General features: G+C 47.2%; 35 protein-coding genes. 8 read left to right on the top strand and 27 right to left on the bottom strand.

The annotated features are described in order from the left end of the window. Positions 1-55 precede the first annotated feature (55 nt). From K9N75_RS15600 to bepA, 3 genes are read right to left on the bottom strand one after another with little or no spacing between them, the layout of a single operon-like run. Positions 56-649: a GNAT family N-acetyltransferase gene (locus tag K9N75_RS15600; protein ID WP_008814149.1), complete on the bottom strand. Its 594-nt coding sequence runs from the start codon at positions 647-649 to the stop codon at positions 56-58. Positions 650-662: 13 nt separating this feature from the next. Then, complete coding sequence (arsC, locus tag K9N75_RS15595; RefSeq protein WP_008814148.1) at positions 663-1,019, bottom strand: arsenate reductase (glutaredoxin); 357 nt, start codon at positions 1,017-1,019, stop codon at positions 663-665. A 9-nt stretch (positions 1,020-1,028) separates the two neighbouring features. Beyond that, entirely contained in the window at positions 1,029-2,513 is a 1,485-nt protein-coding gene (bepA, locus tag K9N75_RS15590; RefSeq protein ID WP_020303645.1) for a beta-barrel assembly-enhancing protease, read from the bottom strand. Positions 2,514-2,891: 378 nt separating this feature from the next. Between bepA and K9N75_RS15585 the strand changes: the two genes are divergently transcribed. Continuing rightward, the gene (locus tag K9N75_RS15585; RefSeq protein WP_008814146.1) at positions 2,892-3,956 is read left to right on the top strand and encodes an AI-2E family transporter; all 1,065 of its coding nucleotides are present in this window, start codon (positions 2,892-2,894) and stop codon (positions 3,954-3,956) included. A 67-nt stretch (positions 3,957-4,023) separates the two neighbouring features. Here K9N75_RS15585 and bcp read toward each other — a convergent pair whose 3' ends face one another. Further along, entirely contained in the window at positions 4,024-4,494 is a 471-nt protein-coding gene (gene bcp / locus K9N75_RS15580) for a thioredoxin-dependent thiol peroxidase (RefSeq protein WP_008814145.1), read from the bottom strand. Beyond that, positions 4,494-5,072 (bottom strand): glycine cleavage system transcriptional repressor, encoded by a 579-nt coding sequence (locus tag K9N75_RS15575; protein WP_072036023.1) that lies wholly within the window; start codon positions 5,070-5,072, stop codon positions 4,494-4,496. Before K9N75_RS15575 ends, bcp begins: the two co-directional genes overlap by 1 nt. Before the next feature lie 137 nt (positions 5,073-5,209). Here K9N75_RS15575 and dapA point away from each other — a divergent pair, with 137 nt between their 5' ends. From dapA to ypfH, 7 genes are all read left to right on the top strand, one after another. Next, positions 5,210-6,091, top strand: coding sequence for a 4-hydroxy-tetrahydrodipicolinate synthase (dapA, locus tag K9N75_RS15570; protein WP_008814144.1), 882 nt, complete (start codon positions 5,210-5,212; stop codon positions 6,089-6,091). Positions 6,092-6,107: 16 nt separating this feature from the next. Continuing rightward, the gene (gene bamC, locus K9N75_RS15565) at positions 6,108-7,160 is read left to right on the top strand and encodes an outer membrane protein assembly factor BamC (protein ID WP_064573286.1); all 1,053 of its coding nucleotides are present in this window, start codon (positions 6,108-6,110) and stop codon (positions 7,158-7,160) included. A gap of 164 nt (positions 7,161-7,324) precedes the next feature. Continuing rightward, complete coding sequence (gene purC, locus K9N75_RS15560) at positions 7,325-8,038, top strand: phosphoribosylaminoimidazolesuccinocarboxamide synthase (RefSeq protein ID WP_039188164.1); 714 nt, start codon at positions 7,325-7,327, stop codon at positions 8,036-8,038. A 327-nt stretch (positions 8,039-8,365) separates the two neighbouring features. Next, positions 8,366-9,244: a KPN_02809 family neutral zinc metallopeptidase gene (gene ypfJ / locus K9N75_RS15555; protein ID WP_008814141.1), complete on the top strand. Its 879-nt coding sequence runs from the start codon at positions 8,366-8,368 to the stop codon at positions 9,242-9,244. Between the two features lie 104 nt (positions 9,245-9,348). After that, entirely contained in the window at positions 9,349-11,322 is a 1,974-nt protein-coding gene (locus K9N75_RS15550; RefSeq protein WP_096080534.1) for a tRNA(Met) cytidine acetyltransferase TmcA, read from the top strand. Between the two features lie 343 nt (positions 11,323-11,665). Next, positions 11,666-14,455: an autotransporter YaiT-related protein gene (locus tag K9N75_RS15545; protein ID WP_064573289.1), complete on the top strand. Its 2,790-nt coding sequence runs from the start codon at positions 11,666-11,668 to the stop codon at positions 14,453-14,455. 312 nt (positions 14,456-14,767) lie between these two features. Further along, positions 14,768-15,454, top strand: a complete 687-nt coding sequence (ypfH, locus tag K9N75_RS15540) for an esterase (protein WP_224451841.1) — start codon at positions 14,768-14,770, stop codon at positions 15,452-15,454. 65 nt (positions 15,455-15,519) lie between these two features. On the opposite strand, the gene K9N75_RS15535 is transcribed toward ypfH, so the two are convergent. The 22 genes from K9N75_RS15535 to K9N75_RS15430 all read right to left on the bottom strand — a co-directional run bounded on the left by K9N75_RS15535 (position 15,520) and on the right by K9N75_RS15430 (position 25,905). Next, positions 15,520-15,705 (bottom strand): YpfN family protein, encoded by a 186-nt coding sequence (locus K9N75_RS15535; RefSeq protein WP_008814137.1) that lies wholly within the window; start codon positions 15,703-15,705, stop codon positions 15,520-15,522. 77 nt (positions 15,706-15,782) lie between these two features. Beyond that, complete coding sequence (locus tag K9N75_RS15530; RefSeq protein ID WP_224451840.1) at positions 15,783-16,850, bottom strand: tyrosine-type recombinase/integrase; 1,068 nt, start codon at positions 16,848-16,850, stop codon at positions 15,783-15,785. After that, positions 16,789-17,001: an excisionase gene (locus tag K9N75_RS22840; protein ID WP_375374063.1), complete on the bottom strand. Its 213-nt coding sequence runs from the start codon at positions 16,999-17,001 to the stop codon at positions 16,789-16,791. The genes K9N75_RS15530 and K9N75_RS22840 overlap by 62 nt, the downstream gene beginning before the upstream one ends. A gap of 47 nt (positions 17,002-17,048) precedes the next feature. Then, entirely contained in the window at positions 17,049-17,267 is a 219-nt protein-coding gene (locus K9N75_RS15520; RefSeq protein ID WP_035503968.1) for a hypothetical protein, read from the bottom strand. Position 17,268: 1 nt separating this feature from the next. Continuing rightward, positions 17,269-17,835 (bottom strand): MT-A70 family methyltransferase, encoded by a 567-nt coding sequence (locus K9N75_RS15515; protein ID WP_224451839.1) that lies wholly within the window; start codon positions 17,833-17,835, stop codon positions 17,269-17,271. Further along, a complete protein-coding gene (locus K9N75_RS15510) occupies positions 17,832-18,023 on the bottom strand; it encodes a DUF4060 family protein (RefSeq protein ID WP_130974003.1) in 192 nt (63 codons plus the stop codon). Before K9N75_RS15510 ends, K9N75_RS15515 begins: the two co-directional genes overlap by 4 nt. Positions 18,024-18,048: 25 nt before the next feature. Then, the gene (locus K9N75_RS15505) at positions 18,049-18,333 is read right to left on the bottom strand and encodes a DUF5405 family protein (protein WP_043494718.1); all 285 of its coding nucleotides are present in this window, start codon (positions 18,331-18,333) and stop codon (positions 18,049-18,051) included. 211 nt (positions 18,334-18,544) lie between these two features. After that, positions 18,545-18,847 carry a hypothetical protein gene (locus K9N75_RS15500; RefSeq protein WP_224451838.1) on the bottom strand — a complete coding sequence of 101 codons (303 nt, stop codon included), beginning with the start codon at positions 18,845-18,847 and terminating at the stop codon, positions 18,545-18,547. After that, positions 18,848-19,036, bottom strand: coding sequence for a hypothetical protein (locus K9N75_RS15495; protein ID WP_149228806.1), 189 nt, complete (start codon positions 19,034-19,036; stop codon positions 18,848-18,850). It lies immediately after the preceding gene. After that, positions 19,036-19,524, bottom strand: a complete 489-nt coding sequence (locus K9N75_RS15490) for a hypothetical protein (RefSeq protein WP_149228804.1) — start codon at positions 19,522-19,524, stop codon at positions 19,036-19,038. The genes K9N75_RS15495 and K9N75_RS15490 overlap by 1 nt, the downstream gene beginning before the upstream one ends. Then, positions 19,524-20,369, bottom strand: coding sequence for a hypothetical protein (locus tag K9N75_RS15485; RefSeq protein ID WP_224451837.1), 846 nt, complete (start codon positions 20,367-20,369; stop codon positions 19,524-19,526). Before K9N75_RS15485 ends, K9N75_RS15490 begins: the two co-directional genes overlap by 1 nt. Next, positions 20,362-20,919, bottom strand: a complete 558-nt coding sequence (locus K9N75_RS15480) for an ASCH domain-containing protein (RefSeq protein WP_224451836.1) — start codon at positions 20,917-20,919, stop codon at positions 20,362-20,364. The genes K9N75_RS15485 and K9N75_RS15480 overlap by 8 nt, the downstream gene beginning before the upstream one ends. Beyond that, entirely contained in the window at positions 20,906-21,286 is a 381-nt protein-coding gene (locus K9N75_RS15475; RefSeq protein ID WP_224451835.1) for a hypothetical protein, read from the bottom strand. Before K9N75_RS15475 ends, K9N75_RS15480 begins: the two co-directional genes overlap by 14 nt. 194 nt (positions 21,287-21,480) lie before the next feature. After that, positions 21,481-21,993, bottom strand: coding sequence for a hypothetical protein (locus K9N75_RS15470; RefSeq protein WP_224451834.1), 513 nt, complete (start codon positions 21,991-21,993; stop codon positions 21,481-21,483). A gap of 12 nt (positions 21,994-22,005) precedes the next feature. Next, entirely contained in the window at positions 22,006-22,467 is a 462-nt protein-coding gene (locus tag K9N75_RS15465) for a single-stranded DNA-binding protein (RefSeq protein WP_224451833.1), read from the bottom strand. Then, on the bottom strand, positions 22,467-23,150 hold the full coding sequence (locus K9N75_RS15460; protein WP_224451832.1) for a Rad52/Rad22 family DNA repair protein: 684 nt from the start codon (positions 23,148-23,150) through the stop codon (positions 22,467-22,469). The genes K9N75_RS15465 and K9N75_RS15460 overlap by 1 nt, the downstream gene beginning before the upstream one ends. Then, positions 23,131-23,391, bottom strand: a complete 261-nt coding sequence (locus K9N75_RS15455; RefSeq protein ID WP_224451831.1) for a hypothetical protein — start codon at positions 23,389-23,391, stop codon at positions 23,131-23,133. The genes K9N75_RS15460 and K9N75_RS15455 overlap by 20 nt, the downstream gene beginning before the upstream one ends. Beyond that, positions 23,388-23,594 carry a hypothetical protein gene (locus tag K9N75_RS15450; RefSeq protein WP_224451830.1) on the bottom strand — a complete coding sequence of 69 codons (207 nt, stop codon included), beginning with the start codon at positions 23,592-23,594 and terminating at the stop codon, positions 23,388-23,390. The genes K9N75_RS15455 and K9N75_RS15450 overlap by 4 nt, the downstream gene beginning before the upstream one ends. A gap of 118 nt (positions 23,595-23,712) precedes the next feature. Next, positions 23,713-23,832, bottom strand: a complete 120-nt coding sequence (locus K9N75_RS15445; protein ID WP_224451829.1) for a protease FtsH-inhibitory lysogeny factor CIII — start codon at positions 23,830-23,832, stop codon at positions 23,713-23,715. Between the two features lie 30 nt (positions 23,833-23,862). Continuing rightward, on the bottom strand, positions 23,863-24,864 hold the full coding sequence (locus K9N75_RS15440) for a hypothetical protein (protein ID WP_224451828.1): 1,002 nt from the start codon (positions 24,862-24,864) through the stop codon (positions 23,863-23,865). 241 nt (positions 24,865-25,105) lie between these two features. Then, positions 25,106-25,321, bottom strand: coding sequence for a hypothetical protein (locus tag K9N75_RS15435; protein WP_224451827.1), 216 nt, complete (start codon positions 25,319-25,321; stop codon positions 25,106-25,108). Between the two features lie 32 nt (positions 25,322-25,353). Then, a complete protein-coding gene (locus tag K9N75_RS15430) occupies positions 25,354-25,905 on the bottom strand; it encodes a pentapeptide repeat-containing protein (protein ID WP_224452622.1) in 552 nt (183 codons plus the stop codon). Positions 25,906-26,022 lie beyond the last annotated feature (117 nt).

Genomic DNA, 26,022 nt, shown 5'->3' with positions numbered 1-26,022 from the left:
TGGCGGGCGGAACCTTATACAGTAACTGCAGAAACGATCGGTGAGAACCCACCCACTAACTCACACCAAGCTTCCCAGCCATTTTCCCCTCAAGCCCCGCCTTAATCACTTTCCACTCATCGTCAATAATACTGAATCGCACAGAATTGCGTTTTCGGCCATCGGGCATGATTCGTTCATGGCGAATGATGCCTTCTTGTTGGGCGCCGATGCGCAAGATCGCGGCGCGTGAGCGGGTGTTATTTTCATCGGTGGTGAACTGTACACGTACGCATTCCATCACTTCAAAGGCGTAGGTTAGAAGGAGGTATTTAGCTTCAGTGTTGATGCCTGAACGTTGAAAAGATTGGCTCAGCCACGTATGGCCAATTTCCAGTTTTCGGTTGGCGCGGTCAATTTTCCAAAAACGGGTGCACCCCACGACTTTGCGGCTTGCCGCATCGATAATCACAAAGGGGATATGGCTGCCGTTGTCGCGGTTTTCGAAAGCGTGATTGAGATATTGATCTATGGTTTGCGGGCTTGGGATCACGGTTAATGTCATCTCCCAAAGTTGCCCGTCTGATGCAGCATCAATGATTGGCTGGCGGTGCTCCACCTGTATTGGGTGCAGCTCAACAAGTTTGCCTTTTAAGACGGGCTGTTCCATATCAAACCTCGAATTACAGGATCTCTAATATCTGCTCAGGAGGACGGCCGATGCGCGCTTTTTTTCCCTTAACGACGATGGGACGTTCGATCAATTTAGGATGATTGACCATGGCATCGATCAATTGATCTTCCGTTAGGGATTCATCCGCCAGATTGAGTTCTTTATAGATATCTTCTTTATGGCGCATGAGCTGACGGGCGGAACTGAAACCGAGATCTTTCAACAGTGTTTTCAGCGTGGCCGCGTCTGGCGGAGTATCAAGATATTGAATAATCTGGGGTTCGATGCCTTGTTCTTGCAGCAGCGTGAGGGTTTCGCGGCTTTTGGAGCAGCGTGGGTTGTGATAAATCGTTACTCGTTGCGTCATGGATTTTCCTTAACGGCCTCCGCGTTGGTATTGCTTGAAGCGTTGTTGTAGTTGTCTAAGCTGATCGATACGCGCGTCGTAGCGAGCCTGTTTTAGGCTGCCAACGGGCATCAGTGCGCTGGCATTGCTGAGTAAGCCAATCGCCTGATCTAACTGACCTAACAGTGCCAAACTTTCAGCGCGAGCAGAAAGCTCTTCATCACGAAGGCCTTGTGCTGTGCTAGCTTGAGCGAGTAGATCCCAACCATTAGGATCATTAGGGTGCTCAAAGGTATAACGATAGAGTATCCGCGATGCTTTAGCGGCTTGGTTTCCTTCGACATAAGCGTTTGCCAGATTGATTTGCAAGACGGGCTCAGTGCGGTTTTTGGCTAACGCTTTCTCTAAACGGGCAATCGCAGTTGGTGCTTTTTTCTGCTCCAGATCGATATCTGTCATCAAGTCGATAAACCAGATGTTATCGGGCTGACTGTCAAGCAGAGGTTGTAGCATTTTTCGGGCATCATCATATTTGTTTGTTTGGCTAAATAAAATGGCACGACCATAGCGAGCGGCGGTTTGTTCGCGCACGTTGCCATTTTCCATCGCCTTGAGCACATCTTCCGTCAGGAACGTATTGCCATCTTGTCCACCGCTGTACATGCCAAGAGCGCGTACCTTCGCTAATAAATAATCTTGTGAGGACTGAACTGGGTGCGGAGGCATTTGATTAGCGCGGTTGCGCGTATCAGATAAACGACTATCGGGTAGGGGGTGAGTCAGCAAAATTTCTGGGGGCTTGGATGAATAGCGTAGCTGATCGGATAGCTTTTGCAGAAAATTTGGCATCGCTTGCGGATCAAAACCGGATCGTTGTAGCACTTGAATGCCGATACGGTCTGCTTCTTGCTCATTTTGCTGCGTAAAGCTGATCATATTTTGCTGGCTACCTGCCAATGTACCGCTAAGCGCAGCCATACCAGCCTGTGGGCTTGCCATTGCCAGCAAGATTGAACCGAGTGCACCGACCCATGTCAGCGGCGCAGTACGCTGCTGCTCTTCCATCGCACGTGCTAAATGGCGCTGGGTGACGTGAGAAATTTCATGCGCCATAACCGAGGCCAGTTGGCTTTCATTATCGGTATATCGGAAGAGTGCGGAGTGTAAAACAACGTTGCCTCCGAAGAAGGCGAAGGCGTTGATTTCGTCGTTACGAACCAAATAGAAGTGAAACGGTGTGCGTACCGAGTTAGCATGAGCGACCAGCCTTGCGCCGAGCCCATTGATATACTCCATCAAAAGTGGATCGTTGATCAGCGGTGTACTAGCGCGCAACTGACGCACATAAAAATCACCCATCGCCAGCTCTTGGTTAATACTCAGCGTGTTTCCCGCAGTTGTACCAATGTCAGGCAGTTGGTCATCGCTAGGATCTGCTTTGCTTGGCATTGAGCCAGTGAGCAATAGCCCAGCAACTATCGTTGCGATAACCGATGTTTTAAACCGAGAAGTCATACGTGACAGTTCCATTCAGTTTCATCTGGTGAAAGCGTTAATCAATGGGATACAACGCATTTGTAAGAGTCAGTCATGGCATTTTTGACACTAAACCCCGATAAGAGTTCTTCTTAACTTTGTCACACTCAATTACACTCATTCCACAAATGAATATACCCGCTAACATGAAATTTTTGGGTATGCGCCCATTTTCAAGCGTGATCCTGTGTTGAGAATGGCGAAGTTTCTTGCTTGTTGGCTTATTCTGCCACCATAGCCTGATGGACTCCATGTCCTCATGACAGCAAAAATTATCATTTTACGTTATTGGCGATTTTTGCCAGCTCTTTTCAAGGATAAGAACCACACGTTTGTGCAGCTTAAGGAGTGACCCGCATGCTTGATATGTTAATGCAGTGGTATCGGAGACGTTTTACCGATCCGCAGGCAGTAGCATTGCTGACGATCCTGCTAGTCGGTTTTTGTATTATCTATTTTTTCAACGGAATACTTGCCCCGTTGCTGGTGGCGATTGTTTTAGCCTATCTGCTCGAGTGGCCAACGCATAAACTGCAATTAATCGGCTTCTCTCGAGTATGGGCAGTGATTGCTGTACTCATTGTGTTTGGCGGAATTACCTTGCTGTCGGTGTTTGTCATTGCTCCTGCGGTATGGCAGCAGGGATTTAATTTGATGGCTGACATGCCCAAAATGGTCACTCGCTTCTATGAGTTTGCCGCCACACTGCCTAGTCGCTATCCGGCGCTGGTGGATGCGGGGATTATCGATATGGTCGTCGAAAATATTCGCGCCAAAATGGCGGTGATGGGGGAGTCGGTGGTGAAATTATCGCTGGCGTCGCTAGTAGGACTTCTTACATTAGCGATCTATCTGATTCTCGTGCCTTTGATGGTGTTTTTCCTGTTAAAGGATAAAGAGCAGATGCTGAATGCTGTACGTCGAGTATTGCCTCGCGACCGTGGTTTAGCAGGGCAGGTATGGATTGAGATGAACCAGCAAATCACCAACTATATTCGAGGCAAAGTGCTCGAAATGGTGGTGGTCGGTATTGCGACCTATCTGGTGTTTCTGGTTGTTGATTTGCATTATGCATTGTTGCTGGCGGTATTGGTTGGATTTTCAGTTTTAATCCCCTATATCGGTGCAGTGCTGGTGACCATTCCGGTGGTTATTGTGGCGCTGTTCCAGTGGGGGCTGGGTGCGGATTTCTGGACGCTGTTTATTGCCTATCTGGTGGTGCAGGGGCTAGACGGGAATTTATTGGTGCCTCTGCTGTTCTCCGAAGCAGTCAACTTGCATCCGCTAGTGATCATTCTTTCGGTGATTATCTTTGGCGGGCTGTGGGGCTTCTGGGGCGTATTTTTTGCTATCCCGCTGGCGACCCTAGTGAAAGCCGTCATTCATGCGTGGCCAGATGAGTTTATCTCGGAAGCGGATTAATCATTGAGCTAAGAAAAAACAACGCCCTGCATGTGCAGGGCGTTGACGTTTTATGACGGCGGATGAGTTAGCCGTTATTTTTTACATAGTCCAGTACGATGTCGTGGTGGTTACTGGTTTTGAAATCGTCAAATACGTGCTGAACTTTGCCTTCTTCATCAATCAGGAAGCTGATGCGATGAATGCCGTCATAGGTTTTACCCATAAAGGTTTTTTCGCCCCAGACACCAAACTCTTCAGCGACTTTGTGATCTTCATCAGACAGCAATGTGAAGTTAAGAACTTCTTTTTCTACAAAGCGGGAAAGTTTTTCAGGTTTATCAGTGCTAATACCTAACACTTCTACACCCATTTTTTTCAATTCATCCATATTGTCGCGCAGGCCACAGGCTTGAACTGTACAACCTGGAGTCATGGCTTTTGGATAAAAATAGACTAAAACTTTCTGACCTTGGAAGTCGGCCAAGCTGATTTGCTCACCATCTTGATCTAACAGGGTAAATTTAGGAGCGATGCTACCGGCTTTCAATGGGCTCATTACTGCTCTCCGTCTTTATCTTCATGCAGGGAATAGTTCACGACGTTAATACTGCCCTGTGCGCTGAGTTCTGTACAGAGCTTCTCGAAAGCTTGTTCAATACTTTCTGCATCTTGGCTTGCAGGGCTATGTGCTGTGATTTGAATATACAGCTTTGGTGCTGTTGAATCTTGGCTTAATTGTGTCTTGGACACCAGCTCGGCGATGTTCATATGGTGCGAATCAAATAAGTCGGTGAAGCGCTCAATGATGTGCGGAGAATCTTTTACCTCAACCTGTACCCAAACGGTGGCTGGCATGGTTGGACGTTCATGCCATGTTGTACGCTTCATTACGATCAGCAAATCCATTTCGACACCTTTTAGCGGCAGAGTGGATTCAATCAGCGTGATAGCGTTCCAGCTACCCGAGAGCAGCATAATAAAAGTGAACTCTTCGCCCAACATTGCCAAACGGCTATCTTCAATATTACACCCGCAGCTACTGACATGGCGGGTGATGTTATTGACGATACCGGGGCGATCTGCACCTAAGGCGGTGATGACTAAATAGTGTTGATTGGGCTGTGGCAAGAGCATTCTTCCTGACTTTGTGATGGTATCCCAAGGTAAACATAAAAAAAACGGCTCGACAAGCAGTTAGCACATAGATGTTTACTTGCTTTGCGATCGCTTTCAAAAGTACCATGAGGAACCTGTTTGTGGAGGGACTGTCAATGTTCACGGGAAGTATTGTTGCGCTGGTTACGCCGATGGATGACAAAGGTCAGGTCGATCGCGCTAGCTTGAAGAAATTGATTGATTATCATGTGGCCAGCGGGACATCTGCGATAGTGTCCGTGGGAACCACCGGCGAATCTGCCACCTTAAACCACGACGAACATGTCGATGTGGTGTTACAGACGCTGGATCTTGCTGATGGCAGAATCCCTGTAATCGCAGGCGCTGGAGCAAATGCGACCGCGGAAGCGATTGCGTTGACTGAGCGTTTTAATAATACGGGCGTAGTGGGTTGCCTGACGGTAACACCGTATTACAATAAGCCAATGCAGGAAGGTCTGTTCCAGCATTTTAAAGCAATTGCGGAACATACTGATTTACCACAAATTTTGTATAACGTACCTTCGCGTACGGGATGCGATATGTTGCCAGAAACCATTGCGCGTCTGGCAGAAATCAAAAATATTATTGCTGTAAAAGAAGCGACCGGGAACTTAAGTCGTGTTAGTCAGATCCAAGAACTGGTCAACGACGATAGCTTTATTTTGCTAAGCGGCGATGACGCAACGGCTCTGGACTTTATGCAACTGGGTGGTCAGGGCGTTATTTCTGTCACAGCAAACGTTGCTGCGCGTGAAATGGCTGAACTCTGTAAGCTGGCAGCCGATGGCGATTTTGCTAAGGCTCGTAAGCTGAACCAGCGTTTAATGGCGCTGCATCAACAGTTATTTGTAGAAGCAAATCCGATACCGGTGAAATGGGCCTGTAAGGTATTGGGATTGATAGCAACCGACACGATGCGTTTACCAATGACGCCAATTAGCGATAAGGCTCGCCCTGTCGTAGAACAAGCGCTAAAACACGTCGGCTTGCTGTAACTCTTAGGGAGATTGAATGGCTTACTCAGTACAAAAGTCGGCGGTAGCGACTGTCGTCGGCATTTCTTTGGTCATGATGCTGTCTGCATGCTCGACCGATCAGCGCTATAAGCGTCAGGTGAGCGGCGATGAGGCCTATCTTGATGCGACGACGTTGTCCGAATTGAAAACACCTGCGGGTATGATTTTGCCGGTGCAAAATGGAACCTACGATGTTCGCTTGGCCACGGCTAAAGGTGAAGTGGGTAAAGCGTTGGATATTCGACCACCAGCACAGCCTTTGGCTTTGTTGAACGGCTCTCGCGGTCAGTTTGTTAACGGCGCTGCCATTGTGTTGGTTGAGAGTACTCCAGGGGCGAGTAGCCTTTGGACTCAGGTGACACAAGCGGTTCAAGGACTGAACTACCCGATTGCTAGCCGCAATGATGCAGGTCAGACGTTGACGACAGACTGGATTAGTTTCCAGCGTGGTGATGAAGACGTCCAGTATGAAGGCCGTTATCAGATCTCTGTGCAACCACAAGGCTATCAGACTGCGGTTGTCGTGAAATCTTTGGGTTTGAAGCAGGGTGAAACTGCGATCAGTGAGGATTCTCAAACACAGCGTTATGCGGTTTCTGTACTGAATAACGTCGTCAGCGGCTTGGATAAATATCAGACCGATCAGGCTAATGCGCGTGCCAACCGTCAGGTAGGGGATATTGACGTGCAGAGCGGTGCGGATGATACGGGCTTGCCTGTTTTGATTGCACGTGCGCCTTATACTGCCGTCTGGGATCGCTTACCATCCACGCTTGAGCTGATTGGCATGAAAGTGACCGATCGTAGCCGTCCACAGGGGACTATTTCTGTCACGTACAAATCTATTAGCAGCAGTAGCTGGGATGATTTGGGCGCGAAAGATCCAGAACTCAAAGAAGGCGATTACAAGATTCAGGTGGGTGACTTAGATAACCGTACCAGCTTACAATTCTTAGACAGCAAAGGCGCTCCATTGACTCAGTCGCAGAATGATGCGCTGGTCAGTGTGTTCCAAGCCGCTTTTTCTAAGTCAAATGTAAGTAAGTAGCTAACAATCGTTAGTAAAGACAAAAAGGGGCTTCGGCCTCTTTTTTATTTCATTTTTTTAATGCGCAATCGTTTGGCTGGCGTATAATGCCCCTAAATTGATGCGCTTTAACCTAAAGCTGCGGATTTCAGTTCTCGTGTTCCTAAACCTATGGAGTAAGCAAAATGCAAAAGCTCGCTGAGTTGTATCGCGGCAAGGCAAAAACCGTGTATACCACTGAAAACCCGGATTTGCTGATTCTTGAGTTCCGAAATGATACATCAGCACTGGACGGCCAGCGCATTGAGCAGTTTGATCGTAAGGGTATGGTGAATAACAAATTTAACCATTTCATCATGAGCAAGTTGGAAGAGGCGGGGATCCCAACCCAGATGGAACGCTTACTTTCTGACACTGAGGTTTTGGTTAAAAAACTGGATATGGTTCCGGTTGAATGTGTGATCCGCAACCGCGCAGCGGGCTCTCTGGTTAAGCGCTTAGGCATCGAAGAAGGGACGCCACTGAATCCACCACTTTTCGATTTATTCCTGAAAAATGATGCGATGCATGACCCGATGGTGAATGAATCATACTGCCGTACCTTTGGTTGGGTGAGCGACGAAAATCTGGCCACGATGAAAGCGCTGAGCTACAAAGTTAACGATGTGCTGAGCAAAATTTTTGGTGATGCGGGCTTAATCCTCGTCGATTTTAAACTTGAATTCGGTTTGTTTAAAGGTCAGGTCGTGCTTGGTGATGAGTTCTCTCCAGACGGCAGCCGTTTGTGGGATAAAGAAACTCTGAACAAGATGGATAAAGATCGCTATCGCCAGAGCTTAGGTGGTTTGATCGAGGCTTACGAAGAAGTTGCGCATCGTATTGGTGTAAAATTAGACTAATCTTCAAAGCTACTATTTGAATAAACAGCAGAGGCCTTGGCCTAATGCTGATCGTTTAAGAGCTCGAGATACACGGGGCTAGCACACCGCGGGGCGCTCCGGCAGCTAAAGCTGCTACGACCCCATCGGTGTACTTCCCCTAAAATCACGCTTAAGTGACCAGCAGAGGCCTTGGCCTCTGTTGTTGTTTTTATACTTCACTGATGCGCTGAAGCATCGGATGTTTTCCTCTCATGAAGTATTTCATTATCTGATTTCTCCTTTTTATGGTATTCACGCCAGCAATTTCCTACCATTAACCCATCATGTCATTTTTGAGGTTTAACTATGCGCTGGCAAGGGCGTCGCGAAAGCGACAACGTTGAAGATCGACGTGGCGATTCCACGGGTTCATCCGGTGGTTTCGGTGGCGGTGGTTTCCGTGTACCGCGTGGCAAAGGCGGCCTAATTCTGCTGGTGGTGGTATTGGTGGCGGGATATTACGGCGTGGATCTAACACCGCTGCTTAATGGCGAAGCCCCAATGGGACAAACTCAGCAACACAGCCAGCCAGCCAACTCAGCTCAGGATAACCAGATGGCGAAATTTACTTCGGTTATTTTGGCTTCCACCGAAGATACCTGGAGTCAGTTATTCCAGAAAATGGGTAAACAGTATCAGGATCCTAAGCTGGTATTGTATCGAGGCGCGACGCGTACCGGATGTGGAACGGGTCAGTCCGTTATGGGGCCTTTCTACTGCCCAGCAGACAAAACCGTCTATATTGATCTTTCTTTCTATCAAGAGATGAAGAATAAATTAGGTGCAGACGGTGATTTTGCTCAAGGCTACGTGGTGGCACATGAAGTTGGGCACCACGTACAGAACCTGCTGGGTATTGAGCAGAAGGTACGCCAAATGCAGCAAGGGGCAAGCAAAGCTGAGCAGAATCGACTCTCCGTGAAGATGGAGCTTCAGGCCGATTGCTTCGCTGGCGTTTGGGGCCATAACATGCAAAATCAGCAAGTGTTGGAGGCGGGGGATTTAGAAGAAGCGTTGAATGCCGCGCAAGCTATTGGTGATGACCGTTTGCAACAACAAAGCCAAGGACGTGTCATCCCAGATAGCTTCACTCATGGAACTTCAGAACAGCGTTATACATGGTTTAAACGCGGTTTTGATAGTGGAAATCCAAGTAGCTGTAACACATTTGCATCTGCTAATTAAATACTCTATCTGTGCCTCGCATTGGATGTTGCGGGGCGCAAAGCCCTAATACTTCTTATTTCGAGTATAATATCCTCTTCTTTTGACTCTCTAAACGGATCCGTATGCCACTTTCTTCTTCTATCACCTCTATGCAGCGGATGGGGATTCGCCGTGTGCTAATCGTGAGCGGTGATACAACGTGGCATCGCCAAGTTATAGAAGAGAACCTGTCTTCGCTTCAGCCTAATGTTTTGTGGGTTGGAGAAAATGCGCCGGAGGGCACAGCCTCTATCGCGACTCGTGCAGCGAGAGGTCTGTTGGGACAAGAGCTTGCCCATGTTGTGTTCAATGCCGCCGAGGGTGTTAATGCGGAAGCTCTGGCCGCTGTTTCAGGGGCGATGAGTGCGGGGCATTGGTTGATTTTGCTGGTTCCAGACTGGGAACAGTGGCCGTGCTTACCGGATATGGATAGCTTACGTTGGAGTGAACAGGGCGAGCCCATCGCCACACCTTATTTTGTTCGGCATTTCCAGCGTGTAACTTCACAGCACCCTGACATTATTGTGTGGAAGCAAGGGGAGCCGAAAAAAATTACTGAGCTTCAAATAGCGCGCCCCGAGTGGCAGCGTCCTGACGGATCGCCAACGCGGGAACAAGAAGCGATATTACGGGCTTTATTGACGAATAACGATCCCGTGAGCGTCGTGATTGGTGAGCGCGGGCGCGGCAAGTCAACGCTGGCTGGCATGTTTGCTGCACGGACGGCGGGAGTATGTTGGGTTACCGGTCCAAATAGAGTATCGACTCAGGTTTTATCTCAGTGTGGCACAAAGGGGGAGTTTCATGCCCCCGATATGTTATTGGAGCAATGTCGGCAAAAAGTTCCTGAGAATGTTGATTGGTTACTGATTGATGAAGCCGCAGCAATTCCAGCACCGATGCTAAGTGAACTGATCTCATTTTTCCCCCATGTCCTTTTAACCACGACGGTTCAAGGGTACGAAGGTACCGGACGGGGTTTTTTGCTTAAATTTTGTTCTTCTCTTCCATCGTGTCAAATTTATTCCTTAGAACAACCCATGCGTTGGGCGCTGCATGATCCTCTTGAAGCGTGGGTGGGTTCGCTTTTGCTATTTGCGGAACCACAAGAACCCTTCGAGCACGGCCAGAAGCTTAAACAAAAAAAATTAAGCCAAAATGAATGGCACTCTTCGCCACAAGTGATGTCTGATTTCTACGCTCTTTTAACCAGCGCCCACTATAAGACTACGCCACTGGATCTGCGCCGATTAATGGACGGCGTGGGAAATCATCTGCATGCAAGCTTTGTTGATAGCAATATTGTTGCCGCATTATGGGCCGTCGATGAGGGGGGATTAGATGAGTCGCTAGCTAAAGCCGTATGGGCAGGGGAACGCCGCCCCAAAGGCAACTTAGTTGCGCAGTCATTAGCAGCCCATGGTGGACAATGGGTAGCCGCAGTTTTACGTTCTCGTAGAATCAGCCGAATTGCCGTATTTCCCGAATGGCGACGTCAAGGCGTGGCTAAATCATTAGTGGCTGCGGTTGTTCATCAAGCGCGGCAAGAACAGTTAGACTTTGTTTCTGTTAGTTTTGGCTATACGCCCGAACTGCATCAGTTTTGGCAACGGTGTGGTTTTCAACTTGTCAGGTTTGGAACGCATTTAGAAGCGAGCAGTGGCTGCTATACAGCGATGGCGATATTACCTCTAAGTGAAAAATCACAGCCACTTTTACGCCGATTGCAGCTACGTTTGCAGCGTGATGGCTACTTTATCGAAAAAAAACTCAATATAAGACTGCCCATTAACGTGAAAAAAGACCTCTCGCTGAATCAGGATGATTGCGATGAACTTCACGGTTTCGCTCATTGTTATCGCCCGTTTGACGTTTCTGTTTATGCACTAAGTAGATACGCAAATCATCTTTCTGATGACGAGTTAAGTTGCTTTCTAAAAAACTGTATAAATGAGAGTGGTGATGTGAGGGGATTATGTGATAAATATAAAATATCCGGTAAAAAAGAGCTGATTACTAGATTGCGGACCGTATTGGCTAGCATTCTTAATAACTAATTAAAACCATTCTTAATATTAAGCTTCAGGGTGTTTTTTATTTTTACTTTTATTTTCTTATTCTCTGTATGTTCTTTTTTATTTAATTAAGAATTAAATTTATTTATTTAACAAGTCGTTTATCGTGAGGGCTTTTTATATTTTCGAGATGACGGTTGTTACCATATTTAAAAGTTTTTTTTAGTTGAATTAAATCTACCTCTTAATTATTATTTAATTCCGCTGAACTTTGGCGAAAGCACTTTCAGATAGTTTCATATATTTTAAAAGTATCAACAATTCATAACTATATTCATCTCTGATGGGTTATGGATTAACGTTGCCTATATTGAGGGAATAACAGATGTCTTCTTGGAAGAATAAGACTGCTTTAACGCGTCTGGCATTGGCTTGCTCTATGGCTATCGCAGCTCAAGCTGCTGTAGCTGCTACAAATGATATTTCAGGTACTACCTACGATACCTACGGCCACGATCTTGGCTACGGTAATCATGTTTATGTCAACGATACTTTCAATGCTGGTAGTTATGTTGATGGATATGTAGATTATGATGGGTATGTTGGCTGGAATAATTCAACTGACGGATATTATGATGGTGATATCTATCCAGTAATTAATAAATCTGTCGTTAATGGTGTTATTTCAACCTATTACCTTGGCTATGATTCATCAAATACTGCTGATACATTAAATATCTCTAACAGTACAATTCACGGTATGGTTACATCATCCTGCGTAACCGATGAGTGTGCTAATGATACTGACCATCAGTTAGGTACACTGCAACTGACCGTTGATAACTCTACGATCGATGATACCTACGAACATTATGATTATGACGTGACGACAAATGATGTTCGTGATCATGATCTTTATAATACCTACGCAATGGGTAATGCAATTACTCTGGATCAGGAAGCAAATGTAGTTATCCAGAACAATTCCCACGTTGCAGGTATCACCTTAGTTCAAGGTTACTATTGGCCTGATAGTGCAACCAATAGCCCAGAAATTTTTACTGATACCGTAACTGTTAAAGATTCTGTGGTCACTTCAGGTGCTTACTCAGAATTGGATAATACAGGTTTCTATGGCCAATCAGGCAAACCAAGTGACTACGCAGGAACGAGTACTGCAGGCCTTGATGATGCGGCACTGATTGTTATGGCAAGTCGTACTGATAACGCTATGCAAACCACGGCGACGTTTGATCATTCAACGTTGACTGGCGATGTTCTGTTCTCCAGCGTATTCGATAATAACTTTGATCCAACTGGCCATGATTCTAACGGTGATAATGTTAAAGACACCAATGGTTGGGATGATCAAGATTCTTTAAATCTGACATTAACCAACGGCAGTAAGTGGGTTGGTGCTGCGGTGTCTTCTGTTGAACATACGAATACTCTGTATGATTACAGCCCTAATAGCCTGTGGCCAACAGATGAGTTCGATGTAAATGGCGATTTCACCTCAGCTTCTGTTTATCAGAGCGGTTTGTTCAACGTTACTCTGGATAATAACTCTGAGTGGGACACCCGCAAAACATCTAACATTGACACTTTGACCATTAACAACGGTTCTCAGGTTAATGTTGTGAATTCAAGCTTGCTGGCTGATAGCATTACCTTGAATAACGGTTCTTCGATGCAAATCGGCGATAGCAACAGTGCCGGTACGACGATTCCTAATTCGTATGGCTATAACAACGGCGTTGCTACTGATTCACTGAACATCAATAGCGGCAGTCAGGTTATCCTGACTGAGGAAACTGCAGCACTGTATGCCAACACAATCACTGTGACCAACGGCGGTGAACTGAACTTAGGTTTGGGTCAGACCGATACTCACAGCTTGGTATTAAGTGATGCAGGTACTCTGAATGTTGGCAGCCGTGAGTACGTGCTCAATTCAGATATGAGCAATGCGCGTTATGTGACCAATGATGTTAATGCTGCTGGTTACGACCACGGTGTTATTGCTATCAACTCTGACGGCCACTTGGCAGTTAACGGCGATGTGAGCGGTAACTACTCTGTTCGCGTAGATAACGCGACTGGGCAGGGTTCTATCGCTGATTATCAAGACAAAGAAATTGTTCGTGTGTACGACAATAATGCAGATACTAGCGCATCGTTCACCGCGGCTAACCGTGCTGACCTAGGTGCTTATACCTATGAAGCAGAGCAGCGCGGCGATACTGTCGTTCTGGACCAGCGTAATCTGACCGATGCTGCCAATATGGCGCTGAGCATTCCTTCTGCAAACGCCAACATCTGGCACATGGAGCAGGACACTTTGGAACGTCGCCAGACTCAAACTCGTGATAACGCGGGTGACACTGGTGGTGCATGGGTGAGCTACTTCGGCGGTCATGTTAACGGCGACGGCGGTGAGATCAATTACGATCAAGATATCAACGGTATCATGGTTGGTGTGGATAAGGTTATCGACGGCAACTATGCAAACTGGTTGGTCGGTATGTCCGCAGGCTTCGCTAAAGGCGACGTTAGCGACCACAGCGGAAGCGTAGATCAGGACAGCCAGTCTGCTCGTGTCTACTCTTCTGCTAAGTTCGACAACAACGTCTTCTTGGATACCTCTTTAAGCTACTCTCATTACAGCAACGATCTGGATGCTGATATGAGCAACGGCGACCACACATCGGGCTCTACCAGCTCTGATGCATGGGGCTTCGGCTTGAAAGTCGGCTACGACATCGCTCTTGATACTCAGGGTAAATTGAGCCCATATGCTAGCGTTTCTGGTCTGTTCATGAACAGCGATGACTACCGTACCAGCAATGGCATGGATGTGTCTGACCAAGGTTATAACAGCTTGCGTTACGAAGCAGGTATCAATGCTAACTATCGCTTCGACTATGCAAACGACCAGTCTCTGACTCCATATGCGACTTTGGCATACGTTTATGATGATGCGGGCAGCAACGATGCAGACATCAACGGCGACAACATTGACAACGGTGTTGGTGGTTCAGCAGTTCGCGTTGGTTTAGGCGGTCAGTTTAACTTCACTAAGAACTTCAGCACCTACGCAGGCGCAAGCTATATGGGTGGTAGTGATATCGACCAACCATGGGCTGTTAACGCTGGCGTGAAATACAGCTGGTAATAGATTCATACGCCCTGGCGACAGTATGCAATCTCTTTTGCTAGCGTCCAAGTAACAGAGTTTGTGCCGAAAGGATTTTGGGCTGTTGCCTAGTATGAATTCTCCGCGCAGTTTAGGCTGAGCGGAGAGTCCCTTAAGTTGAATGGCCCTTCGGGGCCATTTTTTTTATCTCGTTTTTGATTAGCGTTCAGCAAAAAAATAGAACAACCTCATCAAGGAAATACGATTTTCATCAAAACTCTTCGGCGTATAGTGGTGGTTAACAAATGATGCCAATAAGTGGCATGTTTTAATTAACCGAGGAGTGACCTAATGAAGCACGAACATCATGTTGTCCAAAGCCCTGCAACACCGGCAGAACAGCTGATTTTGCTGTTTCACGGGGTTGGCGATAATCCGGTGTCTATGGGAACGATTGGTGAGTATTTTGCTCAAGCTTTTCCAAAAGCACTGGTGATTAGCATTGGATCACCCTATCAGATCCCGAGCGGCCAAGGTTTGCAGTGGTTTTCGGTGGATGGGGTAACAGAAGAGAACCGCATCGAGCGTATTAATGAGGTTATGCCTCAGTTTATTGAAATTGTGCGATATTGGCAGCGTGTTGCTGATGTTAATCCTGAGGCCACCGCACTAGTCGGATTTTCTCAGGGAGCGATTATGGCGCTTGAAGCCGTGAAAGTGACGCCAAATTTGGCCGGAAGGGTGGTATCTTTCAGTGGTCGTTTTGCCGCATTACCTGAAAAAAGTTTAGGAAATACGGTCGTTCACCTGATTCATGGTAATGAGGATACGATTATTGCTATCGATAACGCACATCAGGCTGCAGAGAGTATGCAAACATACGGATCTGACTTTACTTTAGATATCGAGCCGATTGGGCATGCCATCGATCAGAATATGATGGATTTAGCGCTAGAGCGTTTACGTGCTTACATTCCTCAACGCTATTGGGATGAAGCTCTGAGTGGTAAACGTGGCGATTTGATCGCTTTTAAATAATAGTGATGTGCTAACTAAGGGCAATAAAAATTGCCCTTTTACTTCTGATGAGAACTAACTTAGTGTTACTTCTTTTTAGGCCAGTCATCATCATTGTCCCATTGCGCATTGTTATCGCGATGTGGAGGCAATTCAGGCTTATTGCTCAGAAAACTTTTGTGGTCTACTTTGAGCAAGGCTTTCATCCCATTCCATACCATCCCGATCAGAACTAACAGAATAATCCACCAGTAATCGGCTAACCATTGCATAGTTATCACCTTTTAAAATCATTATTAATCAATTGGTTAAAATGCAAAGGTCATTATTAGTCAAAATTAAATCATAATCAGGTGGCGACTTTAACCCATTCACTACCGCGATTATCTTGATATTTTGCTGTCATCACTGCTGACTTATGGCCTAGCAACCTTTGGGCAAACTCAGTCCCTTTCTCTTCAGTATACAGCCTTGCGGACAGACTTCGTAATTCATGAAAACTAGGCGGTTCTTTTCCCCACGTGATACCCGATAGCTCTCTCGCTTTTGCGAATCCTCTCGCCATCGTTGTCGTGGTCAATTGAGTCCCAGTTTGAGAACATATGATGTTATCGAATCTGCCAAACAGCGCCCTACAACGCTCAACCGCATCCTTTAGACTGACTCCAATTGCATCAAGAGTTAGATCCAAGTCAATAACAAGTTTGTTCCCCGTCTTTTTCTGCTCAATCCACAGCATCCCATCGCGAATATCTTTCCATTTTATCTTACTGATATCACTCACTCGTTGCCCTGTCATTAGCGCTAATTCTATGCTCAGCGGGATCCAAGGTTGAAGGCCAAGAGAGCATAGGTAGATTTCTTTGTACTCGGAAAGAGATAAGCGCGACCTCTTAATCTCTGATCGGGGATTCCTCGTCGCCTCTACAGGGTTGTTGGTAATGTGACCATCAGCAATTGCCTCTCTAAAAATGTCCAGCAACGCAATTCGCATTAACTTAGCCGTCGTTGTTTTCCCGTCTGCTGAGTACGAAGCCAGTATGGAAGCAATGTCCTTTGTTGTAATGCTCTCAATTGGAACGTTGTCGATGATAGTTCGTAAGGTGCGTATCTTGCCGTTGTACTCTTTCAATGTTTTGGGTTTTAGCCCTCTACTATCTATAACTTTAGAATAATGGTCTAGCCAGTCATGAAAGAGCATTGAAGCTTCAGTTGACAACCTATCGACAAGCCTAGTGGATGCACTATCCATTAGCTGAAGATTGGCCTCGATGGCCTGATTTACTGCATCACGCTTTATCTTGCCAAGTCCGTATTCCTTACCCGTCCGTGGGTCTCTGTAGCAGTAATATCCGTTATTTCTGACGTACAGATTTGGAGGCAGATCGCGGCGAGTGTGACTTCTGTTCCGTGCCATTTTTAATTCTCATCAGAAGAGTGCCGGGTGATTTTGTTGGCTGAGTATTAACGCGTTTTTCTGCATCCTCGCGAACAAAGTATTGGTGTCCATCAAATATTGGCGGCGGACATATCTGACCATTCCGAGCCCAGCGGCGTATTGTTTCCATATTCTTTGGCTTGGGAAGCGTTTTGTTCCATTGCTCAAGTGTTAGCATCATTTATCCTCAAACTGCCCATTCAAAACGCCAATAACCCAAAGGAACCTAAGGAATGAAATTCCCATAGGTTCAATTGTTTCGTAGTAGCTGAGAAGAATGGGGCGGGTGATTGTGTCGATGTTGGTTTTTTTTGGCGCGGACTTTATTGCAGATTTCATTGCTTCGTTGCATCGCCGCGCAACATTGCGTATCGCGTTGTCTTGTTCTGCTGTCATGTCATGCCGCTTTCACTCCTTGCTGGAACTCGATGTTGCAACCGACCTCATTACCCCACGAATGCCAACCATCAGCTTGTTGCCGCGCAAATAGCTCAATGCGAGGAACGTCGCCTAGTAAGCTGACAAGCAGATCGCGAAACTCTGGGGGCTTGGCGCTATGTTCAGCGCGGTGGAAAGTTTGATGCTGGCAGATCGCTGCGTTAAATCGCTCTGGCAGCCTGCCACGAACCGCAAACAAACAATCTTCGCTATTAGCTCTTGTCATGTGACCCATGCCGATCGCACTGTTTCCTTTGCGACGATTTGTTTTGTGCCAGGTGAATCCCTTCATAGTCATCAATCTAAATCCCCAAGCATCGACAACCTTCAACGCTTCGGCTGGCATCGTTGGCACCCACCACATCGCTAGCAGACAAGACTCATCAGCCAAATCCCATACAGGTAAGCGGCATATATCCAATATGCTCATTGTGGGATATTTGAATGATGCCCCGCGCTCGCCATCGGCCGCCTTATCTCGGTATGTCCATGGCGGGTCTGCATAAATCAGTTTGTATTTATTCACGCTGCATTCCCCCACACTTTGGATAAATCCCTAGGCCGCATCATCGATGTAGCCACATATGATTTTTTACGGTTCATGATTTCAACGACGATTTTCATTCCATCAACTAAAACGGTGTAGTTTTTTGACTCTTTAGATGGGGCGTAATCACCGTACTTGGCTTGATGCTGATTGAGCGCAGCTTCCATTGCTTAGCGTTCTATCTGTGTTGGATTACCCTTGATGATGTGTCGCATTGTTAAAGTCCTTGAAAGCCTTTTCACACTGCAATGAAACTCGCTCTATTAATTGCTGCATTGCCTGCAATGACTGGACGTCAGAGAGCAGAACCTCGCGCTGAATTAATGCAGAGATAAGCGTGGAGATTTTTGAGTAGAACCCGATGGACTGAAGCCTCTCTTCACCTGCAGATTTACCTTCCTTTGCTACCTTTTTCTCGTTGAGAATCAGGTTGTATGTGTCACTCGTAATGACGTATTCGCCGATTTCGATTTGCATGTTTTCTCCAAACTCAGGCAATAAAAAAGCCGCTGGTTAGCGGCTATTAATCTGGTGTAATTTCACCAAATTAGAACGTGGTTAGGCCGCTTCTCGTGAATCAGCTTTATCCATTGTTCACATGTTTCTTTTGGCATAACTTCAGGTGTAACGGGGAGGGCGTCGCAAGCATCTAATCCGCGGGCGCTGACTAGAAGGATATAACCGGCTATCAGCATGGATTATCAACCTTACGCCAGCCAGCATCATAGAGAGCTGCCGCCGCTTCAGAACCTTGCCATGATTCACTCAATAGCAGTCGAGTAATCTCTGTAATGGCTTCTTTGCGCTCAGTGGCCTTACGTTCATGAGCAATTTCATTACAAAGCTCAATGCATGGTAAGCATATTGATAAGCTATCTGGCCCACCGACCATTTTTTCTTTGCCACAAATTCCTTTACAGAAATTGCATACATCTTCTGGCTTCGGCTCATACTTTTCGAATGCCAAAAATCCGTTATATGTGACGGTCATCTATTTCTGCTCCTGTGCTGTGGTCTCTGAAAATGCAGCGCGAGAGGGCGACCAATCGCAATAAGTATCAGCTTCAGTGTGTCCGAAAATAGCCTTACAACGCCGAATATGTACGCAATCACCGCACGTTTTTCCGACTGGAAGTTTCATTTTGTCCGGATCTGCTGGGTCATAATTAAGAGTTGGCATTATTCGCTCTCCTGCTTTGGCAGACCTTCGTAAATTTCTTTGAAATGACCACGAACAACCATCCGGCGTAATGCGCTGTACATGTAATCGCATTCGGCTTGCTTGTTGGCCTTAAATGGCTTTTTGTAATACCACGCAGTGTTAGACGGGAAGCCGTGAACCTTTTTCACTCTGGTGCCGGTTACGTAGAGCAATCCCCATCCATCTGGCAGATCCTCCACTTTGATAACGTCAGGCTCACACATAAAGAAACGCCAATCACCTAGACCTGTTTCGGGATTTATACGAAAGTGCTTTTTCTTATCTGCGTGAAAGTCAGCGCGGGAGCATTTCACCTCGATCAAACATGAGACACCATTTCGAAATCCAATCGCATCTGGTTGCTCTCCGGTGCCGGTATAGGCTTTGAATTTATCGTGGAATACCACGCCAAAACCGTTAGAGCGTAAATAGCGCTCAGCGCGTAGGCATAACTCGTCATGAGTCATTATTCGCTCTCCTGCGCTGGCGCTGCTTCAATCATCTGTATATAGCGTTCACGCATAGACTTTCTGCCATAGTCATCATCATTAAATGCATGGAACATTGCAGCGGTTGGCTCAATAGGAACCAGCTTCCAACCATCCGGAATTACCGGAGAGTCGGTTGACAATTCGGAGTGATTTGGTAATTCAGTTGACGCGGATTTGCCATTCTTAAGCATCTCGGCGCGGCAGGCGTCATTAGCTCGCGTAATCCTATCTACATACGCTGGAAGAAGCGTCTCGGGGAATGTATCCTCCCAAGGTTTAACATTACGTTTTGCGGACTCCTGTAACTGCTCGACGTGTTTAACCAACTCCCTTACTAAATCAGGCCAGTTACTGACCTCGTAAAAATCACAAAGCATTTCATCAGGAGTCATCTGACAATGTTCTGGTATTACAGGTTGTGCGGGCGCTGCTTGATACATTTTCCACAGCGCAGCGGTTACTCGGTTGGTGTAGTTAGAACCATTCCATTCAAGCAGCGGTTCTTCATCTTGATCGATTTCGTCTAACTCAGCCCAATTCCAAAACTGATTGCATAGGCTTTCAAAGTGCTGGCGTGAGTGTTCAGGCTGTTTAGGTAATACCGGTGCTGCATAGATCGGCATAACCGCATATCTATCTTTCTCTGGGTAAAGCGTTGCTGTAGTGCGCGGGAAATCATAAGGCTCAAGATATCCATACGGTTTTTCTGCTGCTTGCTCGTATGCCAGAAGTTGTCGAGCCATGACACACTCTATTTCATCCGAGTCTTCTGGATATGAACCGATAATTTCTTTTAGCACTTCAGTTGTTAACTTAGTCATTGCTATGCTCCTGCACACGCTTAAATTCGATTACCCAAACCCATGGATTGGCCTTCCAGCTTTCCTCTCCGTAGATTGATTTCCACAGACTGCGGAAACCGAGAAAGTGCTTACCCCCAATGACGCAGCATTCAGTCGGTGCGCCTTCGGCCTTCGCATCCTCTTCACTGATATCGTTTAATCGCTCTACGCGTACATTTACGTAAATTCCGCAAATTGGCTCACCGTCTTTATTGCAGGCATTAATAAAATGGCCGCCTAGCGTGTAAGGGCAGTAGTAATCAATAAACTTTGGACGTACTAACGATTTTTCATACGTGCCAGCTGGCGTTGTTCCGATTACTTCGTCGCTTTCATTAAGCTCGTTCACATCTTGCAAACTTGGCCCATGTACGCGCCACATTCCCGCACCAGCGCCATCATTAACTAATTCGAAAACATCGAACCCATCGATTGGACGGCGGGTTTGTGTCTTTTTTCCTGCTAATAACGCTGCAAGCATTTCATCGTTGAATTTGAGGACGCGCTCTTTGCTGTTACTGTGCATCATTAATCCCCTTGCGAAGCGCCTGAGCCAACCACACCAGAGATCTCAACGGCTCGCAAATATAGTCCGTTCCGTCGAATATCTTATGCAGATGCTTGATTGCAGCATCCACTCCCTGAGCCCGTACATCAGCAAGGAAAGCGTCAGTTTCTGTGGTTTCTGCCTCATTCATCAGTTCTATGGCAAGCTGATAGAACTCGTCTTTAGTCCCTGCTGAGTACGCAATGCCATCGACTGTATTAAGGTGCCCATGGTTATATCCCGCCGCGTATACCTCTTCAGCTTGCTCTATCAAAGCCTTATTCTCAGCGGCTAGAGCGTCACGCTGCTGAACTACTGATTCGTAGGTTTGTATTGGTAGGTTGTTCATCACAGATACCTCACATGATTCATCCAGCGGTTCTGCGCCGCGCTATTTTTGAATTGATGGCCTTCCTTAGTTACTCCGCCACGCGAAAAGAGAACCATCCGGCGATTGCTAATGTTCAACCATTGACTCGGGTAGCAATTTTTATGGGCGTGGAGTAGAAGCATTTTTGCTTTGCGATTTTTCAAGAGTATCTCCTATGCGGCATCGGATATCAGCTCCATGCCGTACATGAATTTGGTAGGTTCGAGTGACTGATGAGTTTTGCCGTTGAAGCTATAAACGATGCTGCGGTCTGAGGCTGAAATGATGGTGTACTCAATGCCGCGCTTGCCGATATAGCGCTGTCCAGCTTTTGGCATGTGAATAACGATGGGCTTAGGTGGTGGTCGCTTTGGTGTGATTTTCTCGATAACAGCATCTACATCGATATCATCTCTTAGCCGGTAAACCGTACCGCCTATCTTCATATCTCCCCACGGTTCCGCTGTTAGATATTCTCTGATTGCGAGGAGGTTGTTGAAACTTATGTACTCGTTCTTTTCAGGATTGCGCCATTTGTAATATGGCTCTTTAGAGTTCAGCGTCACCCCGCCAGTGGCACCGCCGCCAGTAAAAACGCCGCCCACTGAGTTAAGTGCTCTGTGGAATTCGGTGATGTTATTGTCGGGGTGCTGGCTGAGGACGCGCAGTATGCTCTGCGGCGTCATGGTGGTTACCTGTTAGAAGGGAATGTCGGAGTCAAAGTCCATTGGAGGTTCTTCGTTGCTCTGCGGTGCTTGCTGCCCGCTTTGCTGCGGGACTCTGTTTTGCGCTGGCTTAGACGATGAATCCTGCTTACCGCCGAGCATTTGCATGGTGCCACCAACGTTTACTACGATTTCAGTGGTGTATTTTTCAACGCCAGCCTGATCGGTCCACTTACGAGTCTGCAAAGCACCTTCGATATAGACCTGAGAGCCTTTACGCAGATATTCACCCGCAACCTCAGCTAGCTTTCCGAATAGTACTACGCGATGCCACTCAGTTTTTTCCTTCTGCTCACCAGTCTGCTTGTCTCGCCAGCTTTCGGATGTGGCCAGCGTGATATTTGCCACTGCGCCTCCATTCGGTAAATAACGGACTTCTGGATCATTCCCCAAATTCCCGACAAGGATTACTTTATTTACGCCTCTGCTCGCCATTACGCTGCCTCCAATTCTTCTTTTCTGATGGTAAATACGTCAGTCAATTTAGACTGGTGATCGGGACTGCTAACCAATGCCTTGAATGACCAGTTATATGCTGTTGTTAGCTCAGGTAATGCCATGCTGCGAGCGGCCTCAGTGAAGCGCGACAAAATATCGTCAGGGGAGGGCTCTTTCTTTTTCTCGGCAACTGATTTCTGCGCTGGAAGAGCCCATGATGGTAATGCTGGCGGTGACCAATAGAACTGTGTTCCATCCTTCAGTTTTGCTCTGTTCCATCCTTGAATCTTTTCTGCTGATGCCTGAGCAAATCCTTCTTCTAAATTGTATAGGTATCGACCGATACCCCATTGCACAGCCGCTCGCTTCATGGCTCCTGATCGGCCACCCTTGACTGACTCGACTTGAGTGTTCTCGGCTGCGTCCCACTTGGTGATCCACTCACCATCAATCTTGATTGAGATGCCACACTCAACGCCGCCGTTATTCGGAATATCACGATATTCATTTCTCCATGCTGCCTTACCGCACACATCATCAAGTCGCTTCATGATGGCTCGGTTCGTTACGTAGCAGAGAACCATCGCCCATACTTTCCCTGCGTTAGTCTTACCGCTTTGTTGAATTCGCCATTCGATATCCTCTGGTGCAAAAGGGTGATCAAGCTCTTCCAGATTCATGGCATGCTCCTACTGCTGAATTAATGGTTCCCATCATTTCGGCTAAGAATTTATCTCGCTGAATTTTGGCTCTACTGCGAACCTGCTCGACTAGTTCACCTTTAACTCCCATATGGTCAAGAGCCATGATGGCTAGCTCTTCTGAGCTAATCGTTCCGTTTTTCAGCATGAAACGAACTTGATTTAATGATTCGAGGTGCGCCTGAGATTGGCGATAGTTCTTTAAGATTTCGTCTATCATGCTGCCGCCTGTTTATTGGTTACCGTGAATCCCATGTCATTCAGGTATTCACAAATAGTTTGAATATCCATACCTGCCAGAAGCTCTCTAAGCTCTTTCTCGCTGTTTGGTTGCTCAGCTATGGAAACGCCTTGCAACTCCATAACGAACTCGCCTTGACGCACTCCATGCTTACTAGCGAACGATGTGCATGTGATGTTCATAGCGGATCACCTTTGATAAATAAGTGCTTAACTACGGGAAGTCGTTTAACCCAGCGCAGAAATCGACAAGCTCTCACCGCTTGGATTCGGCGTGGTTCTCTCATGAAATCAGTCATAGTTATTTGCTCCAGAGTGGTGAGAAGAATTGCGTGACGATACGAACGATGCGGTCTAGTTGTGATTCGGTAATCTGAGAAGCGCCCATGAGAGCGCCGCCCGCGATGGCATAATTCATCATGGGTAGCTCCTGTAATTGCTTTGAATTTGATTAGTAGTTGATGCTGATTGCGGTGATGTTGCCTTTAGCTATTTCCGTGATGCACAGCTTGGCGCATTCTTCCGGCACACCTGCGGCGATAAGGTCTTGTAGTGCTTTGTTGTTTATTGTTTTGCGGTGTTCTTTATCTGCTGCGCGGCGAGCTCCTTCATCCTCGATGCGCTTTTCTTCGGCTAATCGAGCCTGTTCTCTGGCCTCTGCCGCTGCACGTTCACGCTGAATGGCTTCTTCTTTTTCACGCTTAGCTTTTTCCTCGGCGGCGATGCGTTCACGTTCTGCTTTCGCTAAGGCTTCCTGCTTCTCGCGTTCGGCTCGCTGCTCAGATTCGATGCGCTCACGTTCCGCAAGTTCTTTTGCTAAAAGAGCCTCACGCTCTCTGGCCGCCGCCGCTTCGATTTCACGCTTTGCCGCTTCGTCTGCTTCGCGCCGCGCTTTCTCTTCGGCCTCACGCTTAATACGTTCTTCATGCTCGCGTTTGGCTTGCTCTGCTTTTTGTCGTGCTTCTTCGCGTTCGCGGTCAATCTTCTCGTTCATGAGTAAAGCCATTTCATGATCAGCTTCAATCTCCGCTGCGCGCTGAAGGTCGAACTCTGCATTCATTGCCAGAGCTTCTTCATGCTTAGCGTTCATGGCTTCCTCGGCCTTGATACGCTCCTGCTCAGCTTCCCACTCAGTAAGTGGTCGTCGAACCTCATCCTTCAGCGCATCCAGCCGCTCACGCACTAATCGGCGGCTTTCATCAATCTGCTTTGGCAGCGCCTTTAGCTCGGCAACAAGGTCTTTGCCAGCGTTGTCGATATAGGTTTTTGAACGGGCAACTTTATGCGCCAGAGATGCGATAGCGTCTCGGCCTTTCTTTGTCGATAAGTCCGGCACCAGACTGCGAGCCTCTTTCTCGATAGCCTCAATAAGTGGGTCTAGCTGCTCTTGGCTGGTGAAGACCGCTAAAGCATTGGTCTTCTCAATGACGACTAAATCTGTAATCTCGCTCACTGGCGATCTCCTTTGTTGGTTTCATTGCAAAATGCCTACGCTTTGCGATGAATTTCGGGTATAAAAAAGCCCCTAACGAGAGGGGCAAAATCAAAACTCCGTGTGGATACGTATTCGCTCGCCAGCGTTACAGGCTACATAGCTCACCCCGTTATCTATCTGCCTATCATCGTATTGAGCGGGCAGGTGACGCTCAGAGAATTGCTCACAGCAGATACTCAGTGAATACCTGCGATGTGCATTACTCGCCACGGGCTTTTAACATTGCGTCGGCCATTTTGTAGGATACTGTTGCTATCTCATCATGCTGGTCATCGTGATATGTGACACCTATTGCGAGCATCGCTTTAGCTGCGAAGTAGTCGCGCATAGACATTCCCTTATCCCAATCATTCCACTTATCACCAGCTCCATCTGGAACATTTGGAAATGCAGGCCCGCCGTTATCACCTTTCATATCTATCTCCATTCTGGGTATAAAAAAGACCGCTAGGCGGCCTCAGTTTCTTCACTTGGCTCTTTAAGCCAATTTGGACGCTCACCCTTACCAAGATAAAAATCTATGATATCTAGCAGCTCAGGGTAGAAGCGCAGTGCTGAACGTCCATCCATATCAGCAATTTCCTGTTTGCTGTACTTGCGCCACTCTGCAACTGTATGGTTCTGGCATCCTGCTCGAACATATTCACCATTGGTGATGGTGATTGGATATTTATGCCCCATGATTACGAACGTGTGATCTGGCAGGTCGGCACCGCGCAGGTCGGCACCGCTCAGGTCGGCACCGCTCAGGTAGGCACCGCTCAGGTCGGCATCGCGCAGGTCGGCACCGCGCAGGTCGGCACCGCTCAGGTCGGCACCGCGCAGGTAGGCACCGCGCAGGTAGGCATCGCGCAGGTCGGCATCGCGCAGGTAGGCACCGCTCAGGTCGGCACCGCGCAGGTAGGCACCGCTCAGGTAGGCACGTGATCCGTTTTCTCTAAATGACTCAATCCAAATTTTGTGTTCATCAAGAATCTTGCGTAAATCTGCGGTATTCATCTCACACCCTTGTTCACCCAATAAAAAAAGGCCGCCTAAGCGACCTGTATCATTTTGATTTTGCACTCACACTGACTAGCTCTATTTTTCCAAGCCAACTCGACGTAGCATCGACGC

Origin of the sequence: Hafnia paralvei, assembly GCF_020150375.1 — a bacterium.
GTDB classification, from domain to species: Bacteria; Pseudomonadota; Gammaproteobacteria; order Enterobacterales; family Enterobacteriaceae; genus Hafnia; species Hafnia paralvei.
The sequence above is the reverse complement of the archived record's forward strand: the minus strand, read 5'-3'. Positions and strand labels throughout refer to the sequence as shown.

What these genes read in the sequence shown, in the direction of transcription:
- K9N75_RS15430 (WP_224452622.1), bottom strand. Translation starts at nt 25,905, where the DNA reads ATGAATACCGCAGATTTACGCAAGATTCTTGATGAACACAAAATTTGG.
- K9N75_RS15470 (WP_224451834.1), bottom strand. Translation starts at nt 21,993, where the DNA reads ATGACGCCGCAGAGCATACTGCGCGTCCTCAGCCAGCACCCCGACAAT.
- K9N75_RS15505 (WP_043494718.1), bottom strand. Translation starts at nt 18,333, where the DNA reads ATGCAAATCGAAATCGGCGAATACGTCATTACGAGTGACACATACAAC.
- K9N75_RS15600 (WP_008814149.1), bottom strand. Translation starts at nt 649, where the DNA reads ATGGAACAGCCCGTCTTAAAAGGCAAACTTGTTGAGCTGCACCCAATA.
- K9N75_RS15550 (WP_096080534.1), top strand. Translation starts at nt 9,349, where the DNA reads ATGCCACTTTCTTCTTCTATCACCTCTATGCAGCGGATGGGGATTCGC.
- K9N75_RS15530 (WP_224451840.1), bottom strand. Translation starts at nt 16,850, where the DNA reads ATGGCACGGAACAGAAGTCACACTCGCCGCGATCTGCCTCCAAATCTG.
- K9N75_RS22840 (WP_375374063.1), bottom strand. Translation starts at nt 17,001, where the DNA reads ATGGAAACAATACGCCGCTGGGCTCGGAATGGTCAGATATGTCCGCCG.
- K9N75_RS15520 (WP_035503968.1), bottom strand. Translation starts at nt 17,267, where the DNA reads ATGACAGCAGAACAAGACAACGCGATACGCAATGTTGCGCGGCGATGC.
- K9N75_RS15485 (WP_224451837.1), bottom strand. Translation starts at nt 20,369, where the DNA reads ATGACTAAGTTAACAACTGAAGTGCTAAAAGAAATTATCGGTTCATAT.
- K9N75_RS15495 (WP_149228806.1), bottom strand. Translation starts at nt 19,036, where the DNA reads ATGCCAACTCTTAATTATGACCCAGCAGATCCGGACAAAATGAAACTT.
- bamC (WP_064573286.1), top strand. Translation starts at nt 6,108, where the DNA reads ATGGCTTACTCAGTACAAAAGTCGGCGGTAGCGACTGTCGTCGGCATT.
- dapA (WP_008814144.1), top strand. Translation starts at nt 5,210, where the DNA reads ATGTTCACGGGAAGTATTGTTGCGCTGGTTACGCCGATGGATGACAAA.
- K9N75_RS15450 (WP_224451830.1), bottom strand. Translation starts at nt 23,594, where the DNA reads ATGAACATCACATGCACATCGTTCGCTAGTAAGCATGGAGTGCGTCAA.
- bepA (WP_020303645.1), bottom strand. Translation starts at nt 2,513, where the DNA reads ATGACTTCTCGGTTTAAAACATCGGTTATCGCAACGATAGTTGCTGGG.
- K9N75_RS15545 (WP_064573289.1), top strand. Translation starts at nt 11,666, where the DNA reads ATGTCTTCTTGGAAGAATAAGACTGCTTTAACGCGTCTGGCATTGGCT.
- K9N75_RS15465 (WP_224451833.1), bottom strand. Translation starts at nt 22,467, where the DNA reads ATGGCGAGCAGAGGCGTAAATAAAGTAATCCTTGTCGGGAATTTGGGG.
- K9N75_RS15535 (WP_008814137.1), bottom strand. Translation starts at nt 15,705, where the DNA reads ATGCAATGGTTAGCCGATTACTGGTGGATTATTCTGTTAGTTCTGATC.
- K9N75_RS15435 (WP_224451827.1), bottom strand. Translation starts at nt 25,321, where the DNA reads ATGAAAGGTGATAACGGCGGGCCTGCATTTCCAAATGTTCCAGATGGA.
- K9N75_RS15480 (WP_224451836.1), bottom strand. Translation starts at nt 20,919, where the DNA reads ATGATGCACAGTAACAGCAAAGAGCGCGTCCTCAAATTCAACGATGAA.
- K9N75_RS15460 (WP_224451832.1), bottom strand. Translation starts at nt 23,150, where the DNA reads ATGAATCTGGAAGAGCTTGATCACCCTTTTGCACCAGAGGATATCGAA.
- arsC (WP_008814148.1), bottom strand. Translation starts at nt 1,019, where the DNA reads ATGACGCAACGAGTAACGATTTATCACAACCCACGCTGCTCCAAAAGC.
- ypfH (WP_224451841.1), top strand. Translation starts at nt 14,768, where the DNA reads ATGAAGCACGAACATCATGTTGTCCAAAGCCCTGCAACACCGGCAGAA.
- ypfJ (WP_008814141.1), top strand. Translation starts at nt 8,366, where the DNA reads ATGCGCTGGCAAGGGCGTCGCGAAAGCGACAACGTTGAAGATCGACGT.
- K9N75_RS15475 (WP_224451835.1), bottom strand. Translation starts at nt 21,286, where the DNA reads ATGAACAACCTACCAATACAAACCTACGAATCAGTAGTTCAGCAGCGT.
- K9N75_RS15585 (WP_008814146.1), top strand. Translation starts at nt 2,892, where the DNA reads ATGCTTGATATGTTAATGCAGTGGTATCGGAGACGTTTTACCGATCCG.
- K9N75_RS15455 (WP_224451831.1), bottom strand. Translation starts at nt 23,391, where the DNA reads ATGATAGACGAAATCTTAAAGAACTATCGCCAATCTCAGGCGCACCTC.
- K9N75_RS15500 (WP_224451838.1), bottom strand. Translation starts at nt 18,847, where the DNA reads ATGACCGTCACATATAACGGATTTTTGGCATTCGAAAAGTATGAGCCG.
- K9N75_RS15445 (WP_224451829.1), bottom strand. Translation starts at nt 23,832, where the DNA reads ATGATGAATTATGCCATCGCGGGCGGCGCTCTCATGGGCGCTTCTCAG.
- K9N75_RS15490 (WP_149228804.1), bottom strand. Translation starts at nt 19,524, where the DNA reads ATGACTCATGACGAGTTATGCCTACGCGCTGAGCGCTATTTACGCTCT.
- K9N75_RS15510 (WP_130974003.1), bottom strand. Translation starts at nt 18,023, where the DNA reads ATGGAAGCTGCGCTCAATCAGCATCAAGCCAAGTACGGTGATTACGCC.
- bcp (WP_008814145.1), bottom strand. Translation starts at nt 4,494, where the DNA reads ATGAGCCCATTGAAAGCCGGTAGCATCGCTCCTAAATTTACCCTGTTA.
- K9N75_RS15575 (WP_072036023.1), bottom strand. Translation starts at nt 5,072, where the DNA reads ATGCTCTTGCCACAGCCCAATCAACACTATTTAGTCATCACCGCCTTA.
- purC (WP_039188164.1), top strand. Translation starts at nt 7,325, where the DNA reads ATGCAAAAGCTCGCTGAGTTGTATCGCGGCAAGGCAAAAACCGTGTAT.